This window comes from Sulfitobacter sp. M05 (assembly GCF_029285175.1).
Classification (GTDB): domain Bacteria; phylum Pseudomonadota; class Alphaproteobacteria; order Rhodobacterales; family Rhodobacteraceae; genus Sulfitobacter.
The window spans coordinates 1-22,634 of the sequence record NZ_JABEDH010000003.1; the positions used below are offsets into that span (position 1 = coordinate 1).

General features: G+C 54.9%; 28 protein-coding genes. 17 read left to right on the forward strand and 11 right to left on the reverse strand.

Going from position 1 to position 22,634, the window contains the following annotated elements:
• Positions 1-314 precede the first annotated feature (314 nt).
• From HKX44_RS13675 to HKX44_RS13700, 6 genes are all read left to right on the forward strand, one after another.
• Positions 315-776 (forward strand): hypothetical protein, encoded by a 462-nt coding sequence (locus HKX44_RS13675; protein ID WP_276151919.1) that lies wholly within the window; start codon positions 315-317, stop codon positions 774-776.
• Between the two features lie 24 nt (positions 777-800).
• On the forward strand, positions 801-1,745 hold the full coding sequence (locus HKX44_RS13680; protein WP_276151920.1) for an HNH endonuclease: 945 nt from the start codon (positions 801-803) through the stop codon (positions 1,743-1,745).
• Between the two features lie 23 nt (positions 1,746-1,768).
• Positions 1,769-2,278, forward strand: coding sequence for an SMI1/KNR4 family protein (locus HKX44_RS13685; RefSeq protein ID WP_276151921.1), 510 nt, complete (start codon positions 1,769-1,771; stop codon positions 2,276-2,278).
• Positions 2,275-2,973: a hypothetical protein gene (locus tag HKX44_RS13690; RefSeq protein ID WP_276151922.1), complete on the forward strand. Its 699-nt coding sequence runs from the start codon at positions 2,275-2,277 to the stop codon at positions 2,971-2,973. The genes HKX44_RS13685 and HKX44_RS13690 overlap by 4 nt, the downstream gene beginning before the upstream one ends.
• 224 nt (positions 2,974-3,197) lie before the next feature.
• Positions 3,198-3,611 (forward strand): hypothetical protein, encoded by a 414-nt coding sequence (locus HKX44_RS13695; RefSeq protein WP_276151923.1) that lies wholly within the window; start codon positions 3,198-3,200, stop codon positions 3,609-3,611.
• A 209-nt stretch (positions 3,612-3,820) separates the two neighbouring features.
• On the forward strand, positions 3,821-4,744 hold the full coding sequence (locus HKX44_RS13700; RefSeq protein WP_276151924.1) for a hypothetical protein: 924 nt from the start codon (positions 3,821-3,823) through the stop codon (positions 4,742-4,744).
• A 22-nt stretch (positions 4,745-4,766) separates the two neighbouring features.
• On the opposite strand, the gene HKX44_RS13705 is transcribed toward HKX44_RS13700, so the two are convergent.
• Complete coding sequence (locus HKX44_RS13705; protein WP_276151925.1) at positions 4,767-5,729, reverse strand: IS1595 family transposase; 963 nt, start codon at positions 5,727-5,729, stop codon at positions 4,767-4,769.
• A gap of 105 nt (positions 5,730-5,834) precedes the next feature.
• On the opposite strand from HKX44_RS13705, the gene HKX44_RS13710 reads away from it, so the two are divergent.
• Entirely contained in the window at positions 5,835-6,041 is a 207-nt protein-coding gene (locus HKX44_RS13710; protein ID WP_276151926.1) for a DUF6471 domain-containing protein, read from the forward strand.
• Here the strand turns inward: HKX44_RS13710 and HKX44_RS13715 are convergent.
• The 3 genes from HKX44_RS13715 to HKX44_RS13725 all read right to left on the reverse strand — a co-directional run bounded on the left by HKX44_RS13715 (position 6,038) and on the right by HKX44_RS13725 (position 7,610).
• Positions 6,038-6,520 (reverse strand): ImmA/IrrE family metallo-endopeptidase, encoded by a 483-nt coding sequence (locus HKX44_RS13715; protein WP_276151927.1) that lies wholly within the window; start codon positions 6,518-6,520, stop codon positions 6,038-6,040. The genes HKX44_RS13710 and HKX44_RS13715 overlap by 4 nt on opposite strands.
• On the reverse strand, positions 6,517-6,906 hold the full coding sequence (locus HKX44_RS13720) for a hypothetical protein (protein WP_276151928.1): 390 nt from the start codon (positions 6,904-6,906) through the stop codon (positions 6,517-6,519). The genes HKX44_RS13715 and HKX44_RS13720 overlap by 4 nt, the downstream gene beginning before the upstream one ends.
• Positions 6,907-7,061: 155 nt before the next feature.
• Entirely contained in the window at positions 7,062-7,610 is a 549-nt protein-coding gene (locus HKX44_RS13725) for a TetR/AcrR family transcriptional regulator (RefSeq protein ID WP_276151929.1), read from the reverse strand.
• A 66-nt stretch (positions 7,611-7,676) separates the two neighbouring features.
• On the opposite strand from HKX44_RS13725, the gene HKX44_RS13730 reads away from it, so the two are divergent.
• A complete protein-coding gene (locus HKX44_RS13730; RefSeq protein ID WP_276151930.1) occupies positions 7,677-8,048 on the forward strand; it encodes a VOC family protein in 372 nt (123 codons plus the stop codon).
• Here the strand turns inward: HKX44_RS13730 and HKX44_RS13735 are convergent.
• Positions 8,045-8,674: a hypothetical protein gene (locus HKX44_RS13735; RefSeq protein ID WP_276151931.1), complete on the reverse strand. Its 630-nt coding sequence runs from the start codon at positions 8,672-8,674 to the stop codon at positions 8,045-8,047. The two genes, HKX44_RS13730 and HKX44_RS13735, sit on opposite strands and share 4 nt — an antisense overlap.
• Before the next feature lie 177 nt (positions 8,675-8,851).
• On the opposite strand from HKX44_RS13735, the gene HKX44_RS13740 reads away from it, so the two are divergent.
• The 5 genes from HKX44_RS13740 to HKX44_RS13760 are packed head-to-tail and all read left to right on the forward strand — an operon-like array spanning position 8,852 to position 11,892.
• Positions 8,852-9,085, forward strand: coding sequence for an NnrT protein (locus HKX44_RS13740; RefSeq protein WP_276151932.1), 234 nt, complete (start codon positions 8,852-8,854; stop codon positions 9,083-9,085).
• Between the two features lies 1 nt (position 9,086).
• Entirely contained in the window at positions 9,087-9,341 is a 255-nt protein-coding gene (locus tag HKX44_RS13745; protein ID WP_276151933.1) for a DUF6522 family protein, read from the forward strand.
• Positions 9,341-10,549 carry an NnrS family protein gene (locus HKX44_RS13750; RefSeq protein WP_276151934.1) on the forward strand — a complete coding sequence of 403 codons (1,209 nt, stop codon included), beginning with the start codon at positions 9,341-9,343 and terminating at the stop codon, positions 10,547-10,549. Before HKX44_RS13745 ends, HKX44_RS13750 begins: the two co-directional genes overlap by 1 nt.
• A 39-nt stretch (positions 10,550-10,588) precedes the next feature.
• Positions 10,589-11,347, forward strand: coding sequence for a metallophosphoesterase family protein (locus HKX44_RS13755; protein ID WP_276151935.1), 759 nt, complete (start codon positions 10,589-10,591; stop codon positions 11,345-11,347).
• A 26-nt stretch (positions 11,348-11,373) separates the two neighbouring features.
• Entirely contained in the window at positions 11,374-11,892 is a 519-nt protein-coding gene (locus HKX44_RS13760; protein WP_276153138.1) for a hypothetical protein, read from the forward strand.
• A 37-nt stretch (positions 11,893-11,929) separates the two neighbouring features.
• Here the strand turns inward: HKX44_RS13760 and HKX44_RS13765 are convergent, their stop codons facing one another.
• The gene (locus tag HKX44_RS13765) at positions 11,930-12,967 is read right to left on the reverse strand and encodes an AraC family transcriptional regulator (RefSeq protein WP_276151937.1); all 1,038 of its coding nucleotides are present in this window, start codon (positions 12,965-12,967) and stop codon (positions 11,930-11,932) included.
• Between the two features lie 132 nt (positions 12,968-13,099).
• Between HKX44_RS13765 and HKX44_RS13770 the strand changes: the two genes are divergently transcribed.
• Positions 13,100-14,128 (forward strand): prolyl oligopeptidase family serine peptidase, encoded by a 1,029-nt coding sequence (locus HKX44_RS13770; protein ID WP_276151938.1) that lies wholly within the window; start codon positions 13,100-13,102, stop codon positions 14,126-14,128.
• A gap of 23 nt (positions 14,129-14,151) precedes the next feature.
• Here the strand turns inward: HKX44_RS13770 and HKX44_RS13775 are convergent, their stop codons facing one another.
• Genes HKX44_RS13775 through HKX44_RS13785 form a run of 3 tightly spaced genes read right to left on the reverse strand, consistent with a single transcriptional unit; the run spans position 14,152 to position 17,178 of the window.
• Entirely contained in the window at positions 14,152-15,174 is a 1,023-nt protein-coding gene (locus HKX44_RS13775; RefSeq protein ID WP_276151939.1) for an ABC transporter substrate-binding protein, read from the reverse strand.
• Positions 15,153-16,523, reverse strand: a complete 1,371-nt coding sequence (locus HKX44_RS13780) for a sensor histidine kinase (RefSeq protein WP_276151940.1) — start codon at positions 16,521-16,523, stop codon at positions 15,153-15,155. The genes HKX44_RS13775 and HKX44_RS13780 overlap by 22 nt, the downstream gene beginning before the upstream one ends.
• Complete coding sequence (locus HKX44_RS13785) at positions 16,510-17,178, reverse strand: response regulator transcription factor (protein ID WP_276151941.1); 669 nt, start codon at positions 17,176-17,178, stop codon at positions 16,510-16,512. The genes HKX44_RS13780 and HKX44_RS13785 overlap by 14 nt, the downstream gene beginning before the upstream one ends.
• Before the next feature lie 106 nt (positions 17,179-17,284).
• Between HKX44_RS13785 and HKX44_RS13790 the strand changes: the two genes are divergently transcribed.
• The 3 genes from HKX44_RS13790 (at position 17,285) to HKX44_RS13800 (ending at position 20,319) form a co-directional block, all read left to right on the forward strand.
• Positions 17,285-18,271, forward strand: coding sequence for a tripartite tricarboxylate transporter substrate-binding protein (locus HKX44_RS13790; protein WP_276151942.1), 987 nt, complete (start codon positions 17,285-17,287; stop codon positions 18,269-18,271).
• A gap of 77 nt (positions 18,272-18,348) precedes the next feature.
• Positions 18,349-18,834, forward strand: a complete 486-nt coding sequence (locus HKX44_RS13795) for a tripartite tricarboxylate transporter TctB family protein (RefSeq protein WP_276151943.1) — start codon at positions 18,349-18,351, stop codon at positions 18,832-18,834.
• Positions 18,835-18,837: 3 nt separating this feature from the next.
• Positions 18,838-20,319 (forward strand): tripartite tricarboxylate transporter permease, encoded by a 1,482-nt coding sequence (locus HKX44_RS13800; protein ID WP_276151944.1) that lies wholly within the window; start codon positions 18,838-18,840, stop codon positions 20,317-20,319.
• 142 nt (positions 20,320-20,461) lie between these two features.
• Here the strand turns inward: HKX44_RS13800 and nagA are convergent, their stop codons facing one another.
• On the reverse strand, positions 20,462-21,601 hold the full coding sequence (gene nagA, locus HKX44_RS13805) for an N-acetylglucosamine-6-phosphate deacetylase (RefSeq protein WP_276151945.1): 1,140 nt from the start codon (positions 21,599-21,601) through the stop codon (positions 20,462-20,464).
• Positions 21,598-22,629: an SIS domain-containing protein gene (locus tag HKX44_RS13810; protein ID WP_276151946.1), complete on the reverse strand. Its 1,032-nt coding sequence runs from the start codon at positions 22,627-22,629 to the stop codon at positions 21,598-21,600. The genes nagA and HKX44_RS13810 overlap by 4 nt, the downstream gene beginning before the upstream one ends.
• Positions 22,630-22,634: the final 5 nt, after the last annotated feature.

Sequence of the window (22,634 nt, forward strand, 5' to 3'; positions counted from 1 at the left end):
GCCCGCTTGTCAATGCAATCCGCACAGCATCTTGGCGGAATTCGTCCGTCCGTTTCAGTCCCATAGTTCATCTCCTTTGCTGCAATAAATGCTATCAAAGGAGCGGCATCAAACCGTGACAGGTCCACTCTGGAAAAACCAATCAGCAGGCGCAAAGAGTAGCATAATATACACAAGAATATTCTTTCTAGCTTTCGGTGAGTGGTGCAATACTCTAGCGCTTATCGTATGATTTAACATGTACACAATTTCGAAATATGGACAGGTGGCGCATGTCTTTCAGATTATCGCGACGACAGATGCAAGGCCCGCCGATGTCGGATGTCGCCTTTGCGGAATGGTTTGTTGATGAAATTATGCCAGAAATGCATCCGATCCCACGCCGGGAACTGATGCGCGTAGAGTGTCTTCGCAATACAAAATCAGCTCGCGCCTATCTCAAGCATTTCGGTTTTGAGGTGACTTCAGATCAAGGCCAAGTCATGAGCCTTTTTTGGCTGTTGGGCCCCAACCTCTTTGAGATTGAACCATTCAAGGCGATCTTTGAAGATCGTGAAACCCCTGCCGAAACCCGTGTAAACGCGCTATGGGACGCCGATGATGCGGCATGGCACCGGGCCGAAGTCAATTGCGACGACCGCTATTGGCACCCCAGATTGGTGTCCGGTAACGTACTGGATTTAAAGGCGTATTCTGATATGACCAAGGCGGAGCTGGACGCACCTATCGATGAAGATGAGACCGATCCTTGGAGCCAGTTCCATGACAACGACTAACCCTTCGTGGCGCGGGGCGCGGAGATGACTGATATCCTTAACAACACCCAAGCACCTGACACGCCCGATGTGCGTGCGGCGCAGACACGGTTGGATGCAGCGCAGGCGGAATGGGTCGATGCAGGTGTTGAGGCGGGCCTGCTGGTTGCTTCGCTCAGTCCGGTTGGGGGGCAGGTCGCTGACGGTATCTCTTTGGCGCGCAACGTGGCTGGCGGCAATTACGGCGCAGCGATTGTGGACGGTATCGGCTTTGTTCCGGTGCTTGGCGACGTATTCAAAGGCTGGTTCCGAGGCGGTCGAGTCGCCCGTCGCGTGCAGCAGGCCGAAGAACTCCTGAGTGCCGGACGCCGGCAGTTTCAGCGCGTTTCAGAGATCGCTCGACGAAAGGCCGCGTCTGGTGTCCTGCGCCGAAGGATGCAGCAGCGACGCGACGACATCATGCGCAAATACGAAGGCTGCCAAGATGAGGTGTGCCGTGCGGCGCGCGACGCAGAGTTGCGAGATATGTACTCTCAGCATGGACGAAATTTGCCCGCCGAAAGCACGGGGTCGTTTCGAAATCCGGACGGATCGCCTGCACCGCCGGGCGAAGGCACGTTCATCCCCAACCCAAACGACAGAACCGGAGGTGATCTGGCGGATGCGCTCGACGAACATGGGGCGCGCGGCATTCCTTATTCAAACGGCCAGCCTGACTTGTCCGGTTTTCCGCCGAGAGGGTCTGCTGGACCGGATGGAAATGCCTGGTCGGTGGAAATCGAACAAAGTCTTACAGGAGAGCGTGGTGCGGATCGCAATGCGTCTTGGGGGACTTGGCGGGATCAGTACGGTGACACCCATCGCGACCCGAGCGGTGGGCATTGGCACCATTCCGGCGACGGGGCGACGATGCAGTACGTGGATGCAGACATTCACGGGGCGCTGTCGCATAGCGGCGACGCTTCGATTAACCAATCACCTGAATTCTAGAGATATTCGAGACGAGGGAACACATGTCTGAACTGGTATGGCGCGAAAACTGGCAGTTAAACGATCCTGCCGAACTTGATCTGAATACGGATGGTTCGTTCACCATCAAAGATCCGGTAGGTGATATCTTTTTGCCGGATGACTACATCGCCTTCATGCGTCGTTCCGAAGGAGCCGCGTTGCGGGATCGTGGGTCGTGTTTTCTCGGGCAATTCCACGACGGTGTCATTATTTTCGAAATCGAATGGCTTGGCAGTTTAAGAAATCTACGGCTTTCGACACGGCGCAACTATTATGACGACGAGGCCGAAGACTTGCTACCACGCTTCTTGGCGTTTATCGGCTACGCTGAACCAGGCCCCTCGGACGTCCTCATCAACGTCTCCAAAGGTGACCCCGACTATGGCAAGGTTTACGTCTGGACCCCAGCCAAAGACCCGTGGATGACGGGCGATAACACGCGTGGGTTAGGATGGGTTGCCGACAGCTTCGCCGACTTCATGAACAACCTTGCGCCCAAAGAGGCGCTATGAACGCAATGACTGGTTTTGGCCCGGTCGTCTGGGCGGCGGATATTGCCGCATATCCCGACGCCATACGTGCACTGATGGGGCCGATGGCCCAGGTCGAACTTGAGGCAGATGACTTTGCCTGCTTGACGGGTGAGGCCAAAGCCATCACCCCTGACAGCCAGGACAAATTAGACGAGGCCTTGGCAGATTTCCAGAGCACGGGCGCGTTTCTGCGACTGGGTCTGTGCAGTTTCAAGTTGGGGCCTGGTCGGCTTTTGCCTATCTACACCGGGACACAAGCCGCACTGACGCTGGCACAGCGAAATGCGCGGGTGCAAACCGTTGCGAGGGCCATGGTATCAGCCAAGAAAAAACGCCTGTTGTACCTACGCCCGCACCTCAATATTCCGCGTTGGAGCGAGTTTCGCGTTTTCATCAAAAACCGCTCTGTCATTGGTGTAAGCCAGTATCATTGCGACCAACGCTATTTGCAAATTCACCACTATGCGGCTCAGATCGAGAATACCATTCAGGTGCTCTTACAGCACCTGTTGCCCGCCCTTCATGTAGACAACACTGTTGTCGATCTCAGCATCGATCCAGAACAGAAAACAGCGCTCTTGCTAGAATTGAACCCGTTTGTACGTCGCACGGGATCGGGGCTGTTTTGGTGGACTAAACCTGGTGATTTCGATGGACGGATGAGATTTCTTTGAACGCTAATACGCCTCATGGAAACCAGTATCATTGTGTCAAGCTGCAACGATCCGGTCTGGGATGTCCTTGGCGACAGCGGCAAATATGATCGTTCTTAAATCTAATGTATTGTTCAGCAGTCATTGGCACAGCCGCAGCGAAAGTCGGTAAGGTCCGGCCTTATGTATCAAACGCACCAGCAATATAGCTTATAAAAACAAGGCTGTGAATCCATAATGCCCGGATGGGACAATCAATCGTTATACACGGCTTAATCAAGAAACGCGGCGAGATAGCAGGCCAGCACAAGGTCGCGCAGAAGGCCGCTGATGCCCTCAAGACTGATCTGGACGCCATAGACCGCGCTCTGGTGATATGCGGCTATGAGGACGACCCCAAGGCCATTCCAGCGCGTGGCAAGTACAAGCAGCTATTCGGGCGCAGTGAGTTGAAGCTGACTATCATCGACATGCTGCGACAAGCGCCTGCGGATGATGAAACGATTGCGGCGCAGATCATGGACGCTAAGGGCTGGGACGAGGACATGTACCCCGATGTGCTAAAGCGGGTGCGTGACGCCATTCAGCGCCAGCAGAAGGATGGGCATGTGGTGCAGGACTTCGGGCCGGATGGGTGTTTGTGGCGGCTGGCCGAATAGCTGAGATTTACCGCATCGTGCCCAACGTGGCCCAGATTGACATTTCACCTAAATGTTACAATAAAGGCTTGGGTCAGATTTTGCACATCTGATCCAAGCCGACGAAGGCCTGTTCGACCCTCTATTTACAACTGCTATTATCTACTATGTTTTAGCATTCGTATAGGCCTTGACGTCACCACCCTAAGTGATTGAAAAGGAAATGCAAAATGCCCAACGAAACACCTCCGGTCATCGGCTATCAGCAGGAATTTGACCTAGAGATAGTCGTAGAGAAAGAAGTCGACGGCGTCGGGATGGGCGTCCTAAATGACGGGACGCCGTTCCTCAATATTCGGGGTTTAGCGAGAATGTGCGGTGTCGATTCCGCCGTTATCGTCCGTATTACCAACAACTGGGATGATGAGTCTGCCAAGCCTAGGGAAAAGCGGATCAAAGAGATCATCCGAGAGCAAGGGTTTGATACTTCTGTTGCCTTTTTCGCGGTAGTAAAAGACGGGACAGTAAACCATGCTATCCCGTCTCACGTCTGCATGGCAATACTCGAATACTACGCATTCGAGAGCAATCAAGGCTCTAGAGATCAAGCACTAAAGAGTTATCGAGTCCTAGCCAAGAAGGGATTGAATGACTTTGTGTTTGCTCAAGTCGGCTATAACCCGAGCGGGTCTGTCGACATTTCTTGGCGGCAATTCCACGACAGGGTTTCGCTAACGGCAGATTCCGCTCCGGATGGATATTTTAGCATTTTCAGAGAGATCGCCAGTCTGATAGTCCCAATGATCAATGCGGGCATATCTGTGGGCCCAAAAATTGTTCCAGATATCAGTGTTGGACAGCGTTGGGGTAAAAAATGGACTGCTGAAAACCTGGAGTCTGTCTATGGGATGCGGCTGAAATTTGAGCATAACTATCCAGACTACTTCCCGCAGGCTCTTTCAAACCCCCAACACCCTTGGTGCTATCCAGACGATGCCTTGGCTGAATTCAGATCATGGCTAAAGAAGGAATACCTAAAGGATTTCTTTCCAACCTATCTGAACGGGCAGGTGAAACTTGGGAAACTTCCGGCACCTGTTGGTGCCAAGATGATTGCGTCGACAAAGTCGAAGAAAACTTTGGGAAAGCTCTAGTTTCAGATGGCAGCGGTTAGGGTTATGCCGCCCGCTGCCAATACCCCTTCCACTGGCGAGACACGGGCGCTGCCATAGAGTTAGACACAACGATCTTCGCCAGCGTCCCGTTGTCCGTGCGGCGGTTGTCTTCCAGCCATGCAGCGTGGTTTGCATACTGGTGTAGGTACTGCGGTGAAACGTGGTGGTGCTGGCCGCGCACCATGTTGCGCAGGCGGCTAAAGAAGCTTTCAACCAAGTTGGTGTGCTTGCCATCGTCGCTGTAAATCTCGGAGTGGTTCACGCGATCAACGTGGTGGCCCAAGTGCAGTTCATCCCAATGTGACGCTTCATCCGCTGACATGGTGGCTATGCGGCTCACATTCTCGTTTGCCAGTGCGACGCCTTCACCCTCAGACATGCCAACGAAAGGCAATGTGCGGCCCTCACGCTCACGCATGGCGATCACAACGCGGCGCTTGCCTGTCTGGTGCTGCTTCAAGCGGCGGTCCTTGCGGTCTGCCTTGGCGTTCTCTGGGCGGATGTGACCACCAAAGTATGCGCCGTCGATTTCAACGTGACCTTCAAGAACTTCGCCCGTGTGGACTTCCTGCGCCATTGCCTCACGCAGCTTGTGCGCCAACACGAATGCGGTCTTGTACTGGCAATCCAGATCGCGGCTCAGTTGAACCATGCTCACGCCCTTGGATGCGTTCACGATGATGCAGATCGCGGCTAACAGGTCTACAAAGTCCATCTTGCGCGATGCAAAGATTGTGCCGCTGGTAACGCTGAACTGGTGGTGGCACGCCTTGCACTTGAATTTGCGGCGGGTGGTGATCTTGTACGCTTCATCAAAGCCGCAGCATGGGCAAACGGCTTCGCCATCTGTCTCGGGCCAGCGCATTTCGCAGAACGTCTGGTACGCAGCATCTTCGCCAGCTTTGTAAATCGAACGCAAAGAGAGCGTCCGAGATGTTGCTGAAAGAAGGAAGTGCTGGGGCATTGTACTCTCTGTGATTACCTATATCACAAATATAGTACATGTAGATCACGTTTACAATGGCAAATATCACACATATGATGCCTTTATCACTTATGGAGCGATATCATGCCAGATCAGAGCGATTGGGAAGCCAAAGCGGCAAACATTTTGAAAGCGGAATTGAAACGGCAGGGCGTTACTTACGCCCATCTTGCCGAGTTGATTGGGGATAAAGAGCCTAATGTGCGCAACAAGCTGTCACGCGGGAAATTCAGCGCGGCGTTTATGCTCCAATGTCTTTCAGCAATACACGTTACTGAAGTTCGGCTTTAATTGGGCGTTCCCACGCGAAACGACATTGCGCTTTCAGACACTTGAAATATCCGTGCCAGTTCTGAAACGGAGTTCACACCGTTAGAGATGTGTTGATTGAGCAAATGCCTAGGCATCAAGATATCAGCGGCCATCTTGTTAGCCTGCACTTCCATCGAATTACTCAACCTGCTTCGATACAATCCATCATCCACGATCCCGTCACCAATAAACTGCCTGTGCAGAATAAAGTGGGCAATCTCATGTGCGGTAGTGAACCGGCGACGATTGATGTGATGACCCTTGTTCACATATATCGCGTAACCAGACGCTCCGCCCTGTTCAGCAGACTTTACAATCTTGCCGGACAAATCATCAGGCCAGTTAGGAACGTGCCAGACTTTTAGGCCCAGATCATCCGCCAAGGCGACAGTCTGCACTGGTGCAGCGATCTGGTGCCTTTGGATAATGTCTAGTTGCTCTGGGTACGTCTGGTTCATTCATCCTGCGCGGGTGTCGCGCCCTCAATTGGTTGATCGCCTAGGCCGTAGTTGCCGCTATGTTCCGGCGCTTCGCCCTGCGCTTTACTTATAGTCTGCTGATACAGCTTGATTTGTTCACTGGTAGTCTCGCGGGCTTCTTTCTCTGCGGCCTCGACTGCGGCCCTAACGGCAGCATTCTTGATCTCAGTATAGCCGAAAAGCCCCAAAGCCGCGAGGATAAAGCCTACAAGTACCAATATCATCTCAAGGATCGTAACATTCAAGGCCAGCGCTTCGACAGTGTAGCCTGTGGGGCTAACAGGCATAATAGCCGTTACTTCCGACACGCTGTACCAGTACACGAAGAAGGCGAGATTAACCGCCCCCACAAGGGCGATGAACAAGATCAACAGTCTTTTCGCTAACTTCAAGATGCAAACCCCAGAAAAAACTTATGATTGGATATCCGAAATTATAGGATACTGGAAGGCTTGGTGCGTTTGATACATAAGGCCGAAGGAGAGCCCTACTTCCATTGTTCGGCGTTGCAGTGAAAGTCTTACTTGCTGTCATGAAGCATCAACGTCGCAAGGTCGGAAATTTCGCTTTGGGACAGTAGATTGTTGGCAGGAAACGGAAGCATAAGTCGCCCTATCGCTGCCCAGTACAACAGTTTCGCTCGGGCCATTGCCGCGGACTTTGGCACCCCACCATTGACGAGAATTGCTTCTGCCACACCGATCCGCTCTTGGTCAACACGATCAACGGCCTTGGCGACAGATGCTTTGACTGTCGACCACGATCTAACAGCGCGTTCCAATTCCTCACCTGAACGAAGTGTTTTTTGTAGCAATTCATCTAGCGCTTGCTGCGGATCATCAACGTCCTGTGCCCTTTGGATAAGGTGACGGCTGGAACGCTCGGACCAGTGAGCAATGACAGCAGCATGAAAGTCATCAAGGCTTTCAAAGTGGTGGTAAAAACTCCCCCTGGTTACATTTAATTTCTTGGCCAGCGGTTGCGCCTTTAGAGCGTTGTAGCCGCAGTCCTTCAACTCTACCAAAGCGAGGTCTAGCCAATCTTCAGGTGTCAATGCAGTTGCTTCCATAACCTAGACATACACTTACGTATGTCGTAATCAACATGCACATGTGTATGCTGAGAGGGAAAAATAATGAATCGAGCCTTTACGAACATCCTGAGCAATAACGTTGAAGGGACGGCTAGCTTCTATGAAGATCTATTGGGGATGAAACGCGCTGGAGATTTCGGCTGGTTCATCGTCTTGTCGCATGACGAAATGCCGACGTTCGAGATGGGCGTTCTAGATAGAGATCATGAGACTGTTCCCGATGGGTTTTCGTCCGGCTCTACTGGCAATATCCTTACGTTCGTGGTGAACGATCTAGAAGAGGTGCATGCCCGGGCTGTTTCTATGCAAACCGACATCATCCAAGAGCCGACTGACTTGCCATATGGCCAACGACGTTTAATGCTGCGTGATCCGTCAGGCTCAGTGGTCGATATCAGTTCGCCAATTCGTTAAGCTTGACCGAAGCGGCAATTGGCGCACCCGCAGCGGATGTCTCGAAAATCTGCATCTGTTATGCTCGGATTCGATACAGCGAAAGGGGTATGTACCAGACAAGCCGTTTGTTCAGAGCGCGACGAAGGTGCCGGATGAACCCACTTTAGCCGATGCCACATTGTGGACGAACAGCAGCTTACCGCGTTGGCAACAAATCCGATCACCATCGGGAATCCATTAGGCTTTTGCCGCAGCACACCTGCGACAGTTTCCAAGCCAAGTTGCAGCCTCTCTTCGTTTGCCTCGTGACTGACGCAGAGGCGAATGGCTTCCGGCCCATTAAACGCGAAGCTGCGACCTTCACTGACCTGAACGTTCAGACTAGCACACTCCGCGCGAAATATGTCGGCACGCCAACCTTCCGGCAACGGTAGCCAGAGGTGGAAACCATCCGAAAGATTAAGGATCGCGTCAGCCCCCAGAACGCGTTGGGAGCGTTGCTGTCGAAGTTTGGCGACGCGCTGTTGCCGGTCAGCCAATTTGGCTGCCGTGCCATCCTCGATCAACCGGCTCGCAACCTCCAGCGTCAGCGGCGGTGTCATCCAAACGCTGAGATCGACCGACTGACACAGGAGACCTGACATGCGTTTCTTTCTTCCTCTGACCTCGGCTTTCGTTCTTTTGGGATCGCGGTTGTTCGCGGATGGTTTCGACCGGCCTATTCCTTAGGCGCAATCCGCAACTGCCGAGTTCTGGTATGCAATGGCCTGTATCACTCTGGTCCTGCGTATGGCAGCGGTGCATTGGCTGGTGTCGCGCAGATGAGCAAGGCGGGATGGTCCACGCGCAGGATCGCTCCTGTGCTTTATCCGTTCGGGGCGGATGCAGTCGCGGTCAATGTCTTCTTTGCATCTTTGATCTTTAGTTGGGTCGGAGGCTCGGTCCTTTCGACGTGCGCTTCCATCCTGATCGGTGCTATTCTGGGGCTTCCGGCGATATGGTATTTTGCCAAACGTATTCGCCGCCTGATGGGTCAGGCAAACAGGGGGACGTGACATGAAAATCGACATGACCGGCAGCCAGCCCACGATAGATGCAGGCGACCTTGGCGCACTACTGGATATGGCACCGAAAAAGGTGCAAGCCTTGATGCGGGCAGGGGAGATTACATCCCGTTTTGAAACCGGCGAGGGAGAAGACGCCGGTAAGTTCAGGCTGACCTTCTTGCACGCTGGTACGCGGATACGTTTGACCTGTTCGGAAGACGGAACTGTTCTAAGCAATACCCGCGTCGTGACGGAGCCGCGATGATGGCACAGAAATCAGCAGAGCAGATGCGCAATTGGCAAGGTCCGGCGTTGTTCAGTTTCGGGTTTCGTCCCTTTTTCCTTTTTGGCGCGATTTGGGTCGTGGTGGCGATGTGCCTGTGGCTGGCCATGCTGATGGGCGTGCTTGATTTGCCAATGCGATATGACAGTGGCTCGTGGCATGCGCATGAATTCCTTTTTGGTTATATGGGAGCTGTGCTTGCCGGTTTCCTGCTGACGGCTGTGCCCAACTGGACGGGTCGTTTGCCGATTGTTGGCTGGCGGCTGGCGGGGCTATTCGCACTTTGGGGCGCGGGGCGGATTTGTATCGCGTTTTCGCAGATGCTGCCGCCGCTTGTGGCCCCGGTTGTCGACCTGGCGTTTCCAATTGTGTTCGGCCTCATGATCCTGCGCGAAATCATTGCCGGGAAAAACTGGCGCAACCTTCTTGTGCTTGCGTTACTGACAGTCTTTACGATGGCCAACGGGCTGTTTCACGCCGAAGCGCTTGCTGGCGATTACGCGGCGCAGGGTTATGGGCAGCGGCTTGGGCTGGCGACGGCTGTGATGATGATCGCTGTTATTGGCGGGCGGATCATTCCGTCTTTCACTGGCAACTGGCTGGCTCGGGTCCAACATCCGGTGCGCCCCTCCCCACCGATGCAGGGTTTTGACAAGGCGGTTTTACTGAGCAGCCTTCCAATCCTCGCACTCTGGACGCTTTCGCCCATGTCATTTGCAACCGGGTATTGCCTGTTGGCCTTTGGCTTTTTGCATCTGGTCCGCCTCGTTCGCTGGCAGGGGCACCATACGCTGGCCGAGCCTTTGGTGGTGGTCCTTCATGCGGCCTATGCCTTCGTTCCTTTGGGGGCGTTTGCGCTGGGCGTTGATTTGATCACGGGCAATGCTGGCACTGCCGGGGCGCAACATCTCTGGATGGCCGGGGCAATAGGCAGCATGACCCTTGCGGTGATGACCCGTGCCACGTTGGGTCATACAGGACGGGACCTAACGGCGGATAAGGCGACCGTGGCGATTTACCTCTGTGTTTTTGCCGCTGCCGTAACGCGGTTCCTGACACCGCAGGTCGCTGACCTGACCGTCCTTTCCGGGGTGTTCTGGCTAATGGCCTTCGCCGGTTTCGCCTTCTTCTATGGCCCGTTGCTGCTGCGGGCGAAACCCAAAAAAGGCGCGAGAGCAGGGCAGGGATAAGTAGTTCACGGTTTTTGCGAAGTGCGATAGGTTCGCTGAATGAACACCTTTGACCCTACCCGTTTCGCTGTCATTTCGGACATTCACAGCAACGCTGATGCTTTGGTGGCGGTCCTTCGCGACATCTCGGATCAGGGGATCGACAGCATTGTTAATCTTGGTGATCACCTTAGCGGACCAATGGCCGCGCGCGAAACGGCCGAACTGCTATTGGCGCAGGGGATGCCGTCGATCCGCGGCAATCATGATCGGTGGCTTGTCGAGAAAAGACCGGAGGATATGGGGTCGATTGATCGGGTTGCCTTTGATCAGCTGGAGGCGCGGCACCTGAAATGGCTTCGGGAACTGCCGCCGGTACTTTGGGTGTCGGAGGATATTTTCGCCTGCCACGGCACACCAGACAGTGACACGACCTATTGGATGGAGGCGGTATCATCAAAGGGTGGCGTTGTCCTGAGATCACGGGAGGAGATCAATTCCGAGGCCAGCGAGATCACAGCAAGTCTCTTGCTATGCGGCCACACCCATCTTCCCCGCCGCATTGACCTGCCCGATGGACGGGTCCTGTTGAATCCGGGAAGTGTTGGGTGTCCGGGTTATGGTGACGACAGGCCCGTGCCTCATTTGGTTCAGACCGGCACAGGCGCTGCCTGTTATGCGGTTGTTGAAAGAAAGGCTGGCGGATGGGTGACGGCATTTCGGCATATACCTTACGATCCGCGCAGAATGGTCGAACTGGCCAAGGCCGCGGATCATGCGAATTGGGAAACTAGGCTGGCGACAGGCTGGGTCAACTGAGACAAGCGGTCGGGTACAGGGCGCATTTGAGGCCGGGAACCGGTACGCCGCGCCGAATCGGTAGGACACAATTTCAACACAAATGCCCAATTCACGGTCCAAATTTATCCACCGCCGTTTCAGAATCCCGTCATATCCCGCTGTATTTTGCGCATTGGCGCGCCTGCTGGCACAATAAAGGCGAAATTAAGGCACAATTGCAGCAAGGAATTGAAACCTGCGTCTGTCCGATCAATGCTGAACACCTCAAAACGAGGTCTGAACAAATGCACATGACACATCAGCCGGTTACCCTGTCGCAAAATCTTTGCGTGAACGCGTATAAGAAAGCCCAGTCAAATGGCGCGTACCAATCGCGGACCGGCGCTGTTGTTCAGCCTGTGAAAGCACAAGCAAACCGGGCTCCAGTCACCGCTGGCTCGCGCAAGACAACAAAAGAACTGAAAGTTTCGGTTCTGAGTTCGCTGCAAAGTCAGTCCAATGCCGGCACAGTGAAGATCCGCGATGTTGCAGTTGCCCTGGACCGTATTCTGAAGAAATCCTGACGGCAGCAGGGCAGCGCGCCGCAGAATAATTGGCTCTTCACGCTTTGCTCGTTTGGTCTGGTTGTTCCGCCAGCACCTGTTTCGAGGCTGATTGCAGCCAGTGCCGTGGATTAACCCCCATCACCCTTAAAAACTCGCGGTTAAAGTTTGACTTTGTATTGAAACCGCTGGCCAGCATTGCCTCTGTCACGGATTTACCGTCTTTCAGGGCGTTGCAGGCAAACAAGATGCGTTGCCGGTTGATGTAGCGCGATACATTCTCGCCTTTGCCTTTGTTGATGGCGCTGGACAGCTGTTTCTCTGGCACCTGCATTTTACGCGCCAGCCGGACCAGCGTAAGATCAGGATCGAGGTATGGCTTGTTTGTCTGCATGTATGTTTCAAGCTTTGTGATGATGGCCGTATCGCGTTCCTTGTCTTGTGGGGAGTAGGTAAGCGGGGTGTCGTTGTCCGCGCTTTGGGTCTCAATCGCGTGTGACAGACCGAGCGCGCCCAGAACGAACAATGTGATCGAGGAAAACAGACTGGGCAGCCAGAGCAGTATTGTCGTATCCCCCGCTGCCCGGCGCAGTTCAATGAACACGTCGACGCTTGCGGACAGGAGCAGGGCTGCAGCCAGCACGCGCCACACCAGAAGCGTAATGCGCCCGTTTTCCAGACGGCTGTGGGGCATACTGTCTTCACCGCGCAGCAGGGTGACCGCGATGGCGGTGCCATAGCCGGCAAAAAGCAGCGGGATCAGCAGGTCCAGCAATTGCGGGCTGTACACAAAACAAATCAGCGCAAAGGCTGGCCCTGCCATGTGCAGGTAAAGGTCCTGCCGGCGCAGACGGCCTAGCGACGACTGACGGAATGCCAGCCACGCCACCGCAGGGATCAGGGTTGGCAAAAGCGGCTGGAACCGTTTCAGACCGGAGATGTCATAATATTGAACCAGCGCGATCATGGCGCTCTGTGCCGCGCAGCATCCGATAAGGACCAAAAGCGTGGGGTGTGTGCTGCGGGTCGTAACGCGATGCACAAGTAACCCTGTCAGCAAGAGGGCAATGATCACGGGAATTGGCAAAACTGGCATCGGGCGCGGGTCCGTTTTTCACTTGATAGGACCTAAATCCTGATTTGTACGACCTTAAACCGGATTGAGGTCGCAAAAAACCGCAGGGGTCTTTGAATGAACCGATGAAATTCCCAATCGGATAGGCCCGTTATGAAACTTGCACTTGTTGCTCTTGCCCTTGCCCTCACTGTATTGACCGCCAGCGAAACCGCCGCTGGCGAGGTCGGCCTTGTCGAATTGAGCATAGCCGTGCCGCATCATGATCGCGACTTGCTGATGGCGGTTCTGTTCCCCAGCGCAGGCCAGAACCAGAGCCTCTTTGCCGAGAACGCGGTATTTCACGGCACTGTGGTGCATCGGGACGCGCCCCCTTTGCCCGGGAAATATCCGCTTGTCTTATTGTCTCACGGGTGGGGCAGTAATTATGCCCGATTGGCGTGGCTTGCGGCGGGTTTGGCCGAGAAAGGGGCAATTGTCTTGGCCGTGAACCATCCCGGCAGCACAACCGGAGATCTGGATTTTGACACGGCCTTTCACCATTGGACCCGGGCCAAGGATCTATCGGTTGGATTGGATCATTTGCTGCAAGACCCAGGTTTTGCGCCACATATCGACAGTTCCCGGATCTATGCCGCTGGCTTTTCCTATGGGGGGTGGACGGCGCTATCGCTGGCCGGTGTTCAGGGCAATCGCAATGGTTTTTTCGACTATTGCGAGGCCGCGGGTGCGGGATCACGGTTTTGTGCCAAACTGACTGCTGTCGGCGTGGACATCACCGCAATCGACCAACAGAAATACGAGGCATCTTACAAGGATACCCGTATCAGCGGTGTTGCGGCGATTGATCCCGGACTGACCTGGAATTTGACCCCCAAGGATGTGCGCAATGTGACGGCACCGTTGTTGTTGCTTGGGCTGGGAGCGGGGGGGGACCGCCTGGCGGCGACAGACACCCGCGCCACAGGCAGCGGTTTTGAGGAGGTCGTGCCGCAGGCCACGGTGAAAGTCGTGGCACCTGCGACCCATTTCACCGCCCTTGGACTGTGCAAACCTGCCGGGGAGGCGATTTTGATCGAGGAACAGGACGATCCTGTTTGCACCGATCCTGTCGGCACAGATCGCGCGCACGCACTGGGTGTGATTGTCGCGGCCCTGGGGGATCACTTCGGGTTAGAGTGATCTTTCGGCGCAAGCAATTGGCTTTAAGGGGTATAGTTCCGATACTCTTGAACCAGCGCATTCTCCCATTCACGCATGAAGGCCTGTTTCTTGATCTTGTCCAGATAGGTAATCAGCGCCGGTTCAAGGTTGATCGTGCGCAGCAGGTCGTCGTTTTGCGATTGCGTCAGAGGGGGCAGAGGGAATTTGAGTGCATCGCCGGTTTCCTGAAGCATGAGCAGGTGCCGGATAAAACCCTCAGCCGCCTGCGGCGACCGTGCGTCTTTGGACATAAGAACGGTCCGCATCATGGTTGTTGGGAACTCCGAGGGCAAAATGACTGTCAGTTCCTCTGATTGTTCCGCCTGCGCCTGCGCGTAGCTGCCCAAGACGTTATAGGCCATCACCAGCTCACCTTTGCGCAGATCGTCGATCATTTGCCCTGAGCAGCAATACAACCTTGCGCCGGTCCGGCCCATCACTTCCATCAAACGCCAGAAGGTTTCCGATGCCCGTGCGTCCTGTGTGGCAAAGAGATAGCCCAAGCCGGATTGCCTTACGTCATAGGTTCCAACCCGTTCTTGGAACCGGTCAGGATGGGCGCGCATCAATGCAATCAAATCCTGCCGGCTGCGGGGCAATGGCAGGTCGCCAAAGGCCTTGCGATTAATCACAATCGCGGCCGGTTCGGAGGTGAAGGCAAATAAGCGGTCGTGCCATTGCGCCCATTCTGGATGGTCCAGATCAACAAGCGGCGCGGCAAAACCATCGTTGGTAAGCTTGAACTGCAAATCCATGGCGCTGGAGATCACAACGTCAAAATCCGCCGGCGATGCCCGAAACGCATGGTCAAGATCAACCGTGCCGGTCACAAGGTATTCAACAGAAATATGCGGTGCTGTCTCGATGAAATCCTCGATGATGGGCGCGAAGAACGATGTGTCCGTGCTGGAGAGGATGCGCAGGGAAACCGCCTCGGAGGTGCCAAAGACCTGCCTGTCCTCCCATTCTTGAGCGGTGAGGGCACTTGGCAAAAGGAGTGATACTAAAAGGACAAGGTAACGCATGCGCCGCCCTCCGGTCTGTTGCGCAAGGTCATGGTGCCGCCGTGCGCTGTGGTGACTTCTTGGGCGATGGTCAGGCCAAGCCCTGATCCGATTTTGTTGCCCGTGTCCTTGCCACGCACAAAACGTCCGGACAGGGTGTGCATTTCAGCAAGGTCGAAACCCGCCCCATCGTCGAGAATACTGATGCTGATCCCATCATCCTTGGCAGTTCTGATCACGACATCGGTCTCAGACGGCGCATATTTCAAGGCGTTATCGATCAGGTTGCGCAGGGCATTTTGCAGCAAAATGGCATCCCCAGCCAGAACGGCAGGCCCTTCTGTCTGCAACGACAGCGCAATATCTTTCATTTCGGCAACGGGGGTCATCCTTTGCACCAGATCTTGCAGGACCTCGACCAGATCAACCTCTTCCATGTTCAGGTTTTCGGTACGAAACGTGACCATTGCATGATCAAGAAGCTGCCCAGCGGCACGGCTGCTTTCGTCAATCGCGCGGACCATGGATTGCAGTGCCGCCCGGTTCTCGGCGTGTTCCACCCTTTGCAACGTCGCCTCGGCATGAGATCGAACTGTCGCCAACGGTGTGCGGATGCGGTGTGCCGCCTCAGCGATAAAGTCCTCAGATTGCTGAAGCGTATGGTCCAGACGCTGCATGAACATGTTCAAAGACCCCACCAATGGCCCCATTTCAGTGGGCACGGCCTTGGTGACAGGACTTAGGTCCTGAGGGCCGCGGCGGGTTACGGAACGGGTCAGACGATGCAACTGGCTGCTTGTTGTTGAGGCGGCCCACAAAGCCAATCCGGACGACAAAATGAAAAAACCGACCCCCAAGAGCGCAACATTGCGCGAAATCGCGTTCAGTGTCTCAGACAGGGCATCTTGGGTCTGGGCGACAGAGACCGAAACGGTACGCGGTCCGTCCGATGCAAGCAAAAGCCGTGCCCCAGAGGCGATGCGAATTTTCTCGCCGCTGAAACTGGCGGTGTCGAAATGGCGATGGTCCGCTTTCAGGACATCCGGCGCGGGCAGCTTTTCGTAGCCAGACAACAGCGTACCGTCTTCGTAAATCGCGTAATACACGCGGTCATCCGCGTTGGTGCTAAGCATGGAAAACGACGAATAGGGAAAATCCAAAGTCACACTGCCGTCCCGAACAACAGCGGTGTCAAGGATTGAGGACAAAGACGCATTCAGGATGTTGTCTTGGCCCTGTTGTGCGACTTGCGTTGCCAATGCGCGCACGACGACGAATAGGATCACCGCCATCACAGCCGCTCCGCCGGTCAGAATAAGGCCCAACCGGTTTCTTAACGATCCTGCGACGTTCACATTACCCGTTATCATCCAACCTGTACCCTATGCCGCGAAGTGTTTTTATCTGGACGCGTGATCCTTCAAGGTGTTTGCGAAGGCGCCCAATATAGACCTCAATTGCGTTTTCAGAAACGTCATCGTCGTAAGAGAACAGGCGGTCTACCAACTTTTGCTTGGAGAAAACCTGTCCTTTGGCAGTGATCAGTAATTCCAGAAGGCGCAGCTCCCGATTGCGCAGGTTTATGTGATTTCCTTTTACCGTCAAATGCCCAGCAAGCGTGTCAAATTCGACGTCGCCGATTGTGAGAACTGAATGCGCTGAGCCTGATTTCCTGCGCAATACAGCTCGGCATCGGGCCTGCAATTCGGCGTGATCAAACGGCTTGGTCACGTAATCATCGGCCCCCAGATCCAACATGCTGATTCGATCAGACACCTGACTTCGCGCTGTCAGGACAATAATCGGGGTGTCGTTTTGCGCTGCGCGTTGTTGCTTGAGGAAGCTGCGGCCATCCCCGTCAGGCAACATGATATCCAGCAGGATCAGGTCATAATCACCGGTTGCCGAAAAGGCCGTAGCGTCTTCGATTTTTGCAGCGTGATCAACGATGTGCCCATCTAATCTAATGCGTGATGCAATGGCATCCGCGAGGTCCAGATTGTCTTCGACGAGCAGGTACTTCATGGGCGCAAAATATCCAAAAATAGACGTGACAGGTTTGTGTCAGGTTACTGTGCTTTGTTCTTCGGACGGGGCTGTGAGGAGAACGGCTACCAAATGGGAGAAGAACATGACAACGATGAAATTGGGCCGTCGCGCCCTGATGGCAACGGCCCTCGCCACTCTTGGCTTTGCAACACCAGCTTTTGCGGACGGCCATCAAATTCTTGATAGCATCCATTTTGTTATCCCCGGGGGTGCGGGCGGTGGCTGGGATGGTACCGCGCGTGGCACTGGCGAAGCGCTGACGAAATCCGGCATTGTCGGGTCTGCGTCCTACGAAAACATGTCCGGTGGCGGCGGTGGTGTTGCGATCGGGTATATGATTGAAAATGCCGACAGCCTTGAAGGCACATTGATGGTCAACTCGACCCCGATTGTGATCCGTTCCCTGACCGGTGTGTTCCCGCATAATTTCCGCGATCTGACATTGGTGGCCGGTACAATAGGCGATTATGCCGCGCTTGTTGTGCCCGCAGACAGCGACATTTCCAATATGGAGAACTTTCTTGCGGTCTTTGACGCCGATCCGGCTGGCACGCCAATCGGTGGCGGTTCTGTTCCGGGGGGCATGGACCACCTTGTTGCAGCCATGGTGATGGAAGCATCTGGACGTGACGCGCTGGGCGTGAACTATATCCCCTATGACGCGGGCGGCACTGCGATGGCGGCCCTGTTGTCAGGCGAAATCAAGGCCTTGTCGACCGGGTTTTCCGAGGCTGTTGATCTGGCCAATCAGGGCGAGGTCAAAATCATTGGCGTTACCTCTGACGCGCGGGTTGATGCGGCACCAGAGGCCATGACCATGATGGAACAGGGCATCGATACGACCTTCGTGAACTGGCGTGGTTTCTTTGGCGCGCCGGGCATGTCCGGTGAAAAGCTGTCGCAGTATCAAGCCGCAATCGCAGCCATGTATGACACACCCGAATGGGAGGCCGTTCGCGCCCGCAACGGCTGGGTAAATATTCACAATTCCGGTGATGACTTCCGTACCTTCCTTGAAGGGCAGGAAAAAGCCATCGGCGATTTGATGAAGAAACTGGGCTTCCTCTAAGCGGAAACCGGACCGGCAGAGCGTGATACGCGCTCTGCCCCAAATTTACGAATTTCTGAAAATGTTAGGGGTGGCTGATGGCCTTGGATCGCTGGATCGCACTTGTTCTATTGGGCATCTGCATTGTGTACGGGTATGCCGCGTGGTTCTTGATGGACGCAGATCTTGCGCCTTTTATGCGGCGCAATCCGATCTGGCCAAGCACCTTCCCCAAGGTTCTTTCAATTCTTGGTATTGGTGCATCGCTGGTTATTTTGCTCGGGCTTGAAAAAGGCGAGGAAAAGATCGGCGATATCGATCATCGCCGTTTAGGGGATTATTTTCTGGGGCAGGCGTTATTCCTGCTGGGATTGATGGTTGTCTATGCGCTGTGCCTGCGCCCGCTTGGATTTGTATTCTCGACATCGGCGTTCCTGATTATTGGGTCCTTCATTCTGGGGGAACGAAAATGGCATGTGATGGTGCCCGTCGCGCTGATTGCTACCGGCGCCGTCTGGTATCTGGTGCAGGAGGTGCTGGGCATTTTTCTGCGTCCGCTGCCGATCTTCGTGATGGGGGTATAAGAGGTGCTTGAAGGAATTTTGATTGGCCTGCAAACGGCCCTGTCGCTGCAAAACCTGCTGGTTGTCATCGGGGGCTGTCTGATCGGGACATTCATCGGGATGCTGCCCGGCCTTGGCCCGATGTCGATCATCGCGATCATGATCCCAGTGGCGATTACCATGGGGGACCCCTCTGCGGCGCTGATCCTGTTAGCGGGCGTTTATTATGGCGCAATTTTTGGCGGTTCGACCTCGTCAATCCTGCTGAATGCGCCGGGTGTCGCTGGCACGGTCGCCTCCAGTTTTGATGGCTATCCGATGGCGCGTCAGGGCAAGGCGGGTAAGGCACTGACCATCGCCGCCATTGCCAGTTTCGCGGGGGGGACAATCGGCGCAATCCTTTTGATGATCTTTGCACCGATGTTGTCCTCTGTGGCGTTGCTGTTCCACTCTGCTGAATATTTCTCTCTGATGGTGGTTGGTTTGTCGGCGATTGCGGCCTTTGCCGGACCGGGGCAGGTGACCAAAGCCGTGATGATGACGGTTCTTGGCCTGATCATGGCGACGGTAGGAGAGGGGGCCCTGTTCAACATGCCGCGTTTCACCGCTGGCATTATGGATCTGCAATCGGGTTTTGGTTTCATCACGCTTGCGATGGCAATGTTCGCCTTGCCCGAGGCGGTGTTCCTTGTGCTGAAGCCCAAAAACCTCGGTCAGGACGGCGGCGAAATCAAAGATTTGCGCATCACCCGCGCCGAAGCGCGCGCAATTGCGCCGGTGATCGGGCGCCAGTCGATTCAGGGGTTCTTTATCGGCGTCCTGCCCGGTGCCGGTGCCACGATTGCATCTTTTCTCGGCTACGCGGTGGAGCGCAATATAGCGCCCAAAGCGGAACAGGCCGAATTCGGCAAGGGGTCGATCAAGGGGCTTGCCGCGCCGGAAACCGCCAATAATGCCGCTTGTACCGGTTCGTTTGTGCCCTTGCTGACTTTGGGCATCCCGGGGTCGGGCACCACGGCGATTTTGCTGGGTGCTTTGATTGCATTGAATGTCACGCCGGGCCCGCGCCTGATGGTGGATGATCCACAGATTTTCTGGGCGGTTATTATGTCGATGTTTATCGGCAATCTGGTCTTGTTGATCCTCAATCTGCCGCTCATTCCATACATCGCGAAATTGCTGGCAATCCCCCGCAATTTCCTGATCCCTTTCATCTTGTTCTTTACGCTGATGGGGGCCTACATCGGGCAGAACAATGCGACAGAGCTGTTGATGCTGGTAGGGTTCGGAATTTGCGGTATTGCCCTGAAGTTCGCGAATTTTCCCCTGCCGCCGCTTTTGATTGGGTTCATCCTTGGGGGAATGCTGGAAGATAATTTTTCGCGGTCAATGCAGCTGTATGGTGGGGTGTCATTCATTTTGGAGCGGCCTATGACACTTGGCCTTCTGATCGTTGCTGCCGGCCTCATCGTGCTGCCGGCTGTGCGAACGCGTTTCGGGAAATAGAGGGCAGGAGCGGCCGGGCAGCCATGGGGCTGGCCGCGCCCTTTGCCAAGGTCGGACGGTGAGAAAACTCTGACGTCCATAACAAACGCACGCTGTTGAATCTTGGCTTAGGGTCCTGAACCTAAGCCTCATATTCACTGGGTTAGATTGGTAATCGCGCAACTGTCGAAAGATCATCTTGGAGGTAGTTTGGGGGAAGTCTTGTTTCAAAAAGCGGGCGGGTGCCAGTGAACCCGCGGAGGAGAGTCATTGGTGTCGCTGTCGCTCGGCGAATTGCATCAACCAGGCGATCGCCTACAGAATTCACCATAGTGGACAGAGCTTGCGTCATTTCAAGATCAGCCCCTGCCAAAGTTCCGTCAATCAAGGTCAACCGCTGATCTTTCCTGACCACATGTCGGCCATTCAAATCAAATCCAGAAATTGTTGATCCGGCGGTGGCCATCGCATCCGTCACGAGCATGATCCGCTCGCTTTTTTGGGCGGCGGCCAACGCGATGCGGATCGTTGCGGGATGAACATGAATCCCGTCCGCAATGAGTCCCGCATAGATGTCGTCGCGCGCGAGTGTCGCACCGACGAGACCGGGCTCACGATTGCCCAGTTGGCTCATCGCATTGAATAGATGTGTGACGCAGAGCGCGCCAGAATCGAAGGCCGCCATGCAGGTTTCAAAATCTGCGTCAGTGTGGCCGAGCGAGACTACGACACCTGCGTCAGACATCCTGCGAATTTGGGCGTTGCTTGTGTTCTCGGGCGCGACGGTCATCATGACGTTGGGCAGGCGCTCGGCCGCACGCAATACGGTGGCAACGTCATCGTCATCCATTCGTCGGATCAGGCTCGGATCGTGCGCGCCTTTCCGTGCCACAGACAGGTGTGGTCCTTCCAGATGGATGCCTACGATACCTTCAACGCGTTCAGCAATCGCCTGTTCTATTGCAGTGATTGCCGCTCTCGTGCGTTCTGGTGTGTCGGTGATCAAGGTCGGCAGTACCGCAGCAGTCCCAATAGAAGCATGAGCGGTCGCAATTATTTGCAGTGCCTCAACTGACTGGTCATCGTTGAACATGACCCCGCCACCGCCGTTGATTTGCAGATCAACAAAGCCCGGCGTGATGATGCCGCCCTGCAGATATTCCGTGCGGCAGTCTGTCGGCAAGTCCTGGCGCGGGATTATGCCGCGCGAGCTGTCGGCATAAACAACGAAAGCGTGATTGTCATAAAGATCGATACCGTCGTGAATGCCCGCTCCCACAAAGGCCCTTGAGAGTGCGGTCATACCGTTTCAGTCACTTTTTTAAGATGACGTGGTGCGTCTGGATTGATTCCCCGCGATTCTGCGACCCGTTCGACCATGGAATAGAAAGTCGCGATCAGACTAATCGGATCAGTGAGTGCATGTCCGGTCCTTATGGTGTCCAGCTGAGTTGCCCTATCAACCATGTTGCTTGTGGCGAACACGCTCGCACCCTTAGTGGCGATCTCATCTGCGACCTTGGCCAAAGGGGGTTCGGCTTCGTCTTTTGATGCAAGACCGATCACAGGGAAACCACCATCAACGATAGAGACCGGTCCATGAAGCACTTCGGCGGACGAGTAGGACTCGGCATGGATTTGGCAGGTTTCTTTGAATTTCAACGCTGCTTCGTTCGAGATTGCACAAGCAGGCCCGCGCCCAAGACAGAATATTGAGTTGCGGCCACCCAAAGCGGCACGAACCTCCGGCCAGTCAAGCTGCACGGCTATTTCCAGCTTTGAAGGCAGATCAAAAATCGCACGGCGCAGGTCATCGTCATCGGCACACTCTGCCAAGAACCAGATACCGGCGATGGCGGAGTTTACAAAAGTCTTGGTCGCGGCAACACTGATTTCAGGACCAGCATGCAGGTTCAGCGTATGGTCAGCTACTTGTGCGAGAGGGCTATCTGTATGATTTGTCATTGCAATCGACAGCGCACCACCTTCACGAGCCATTCGCGCCATCTCTACGATGTCCGGGCTTTTGCCCGATTGAGAAACTGAAAGACAGACGCTTCTGTCAAGCTTGAGTTTGCGACCGTAGATTGAGGCGATGGAAGGTCCGATAGATGCAATCGGAGTGGCGAGAAGCAGTTCTGATGCATATTTCAGATAGGTCGCGACATGGTCTGATGAACCGCGTGCCACGCTGACCATAAACTGGGGGTCGCGGGCACGGACAGCATCGGCGGCCCGTCTTACTGCGTCGCCACCGTTGGACAGCAAGCGCTCCGCTGCCACAGGAATTTCCAGCACTTCTGTGCGCATTTGGGTTTGTACGGTTGGCATAGTCT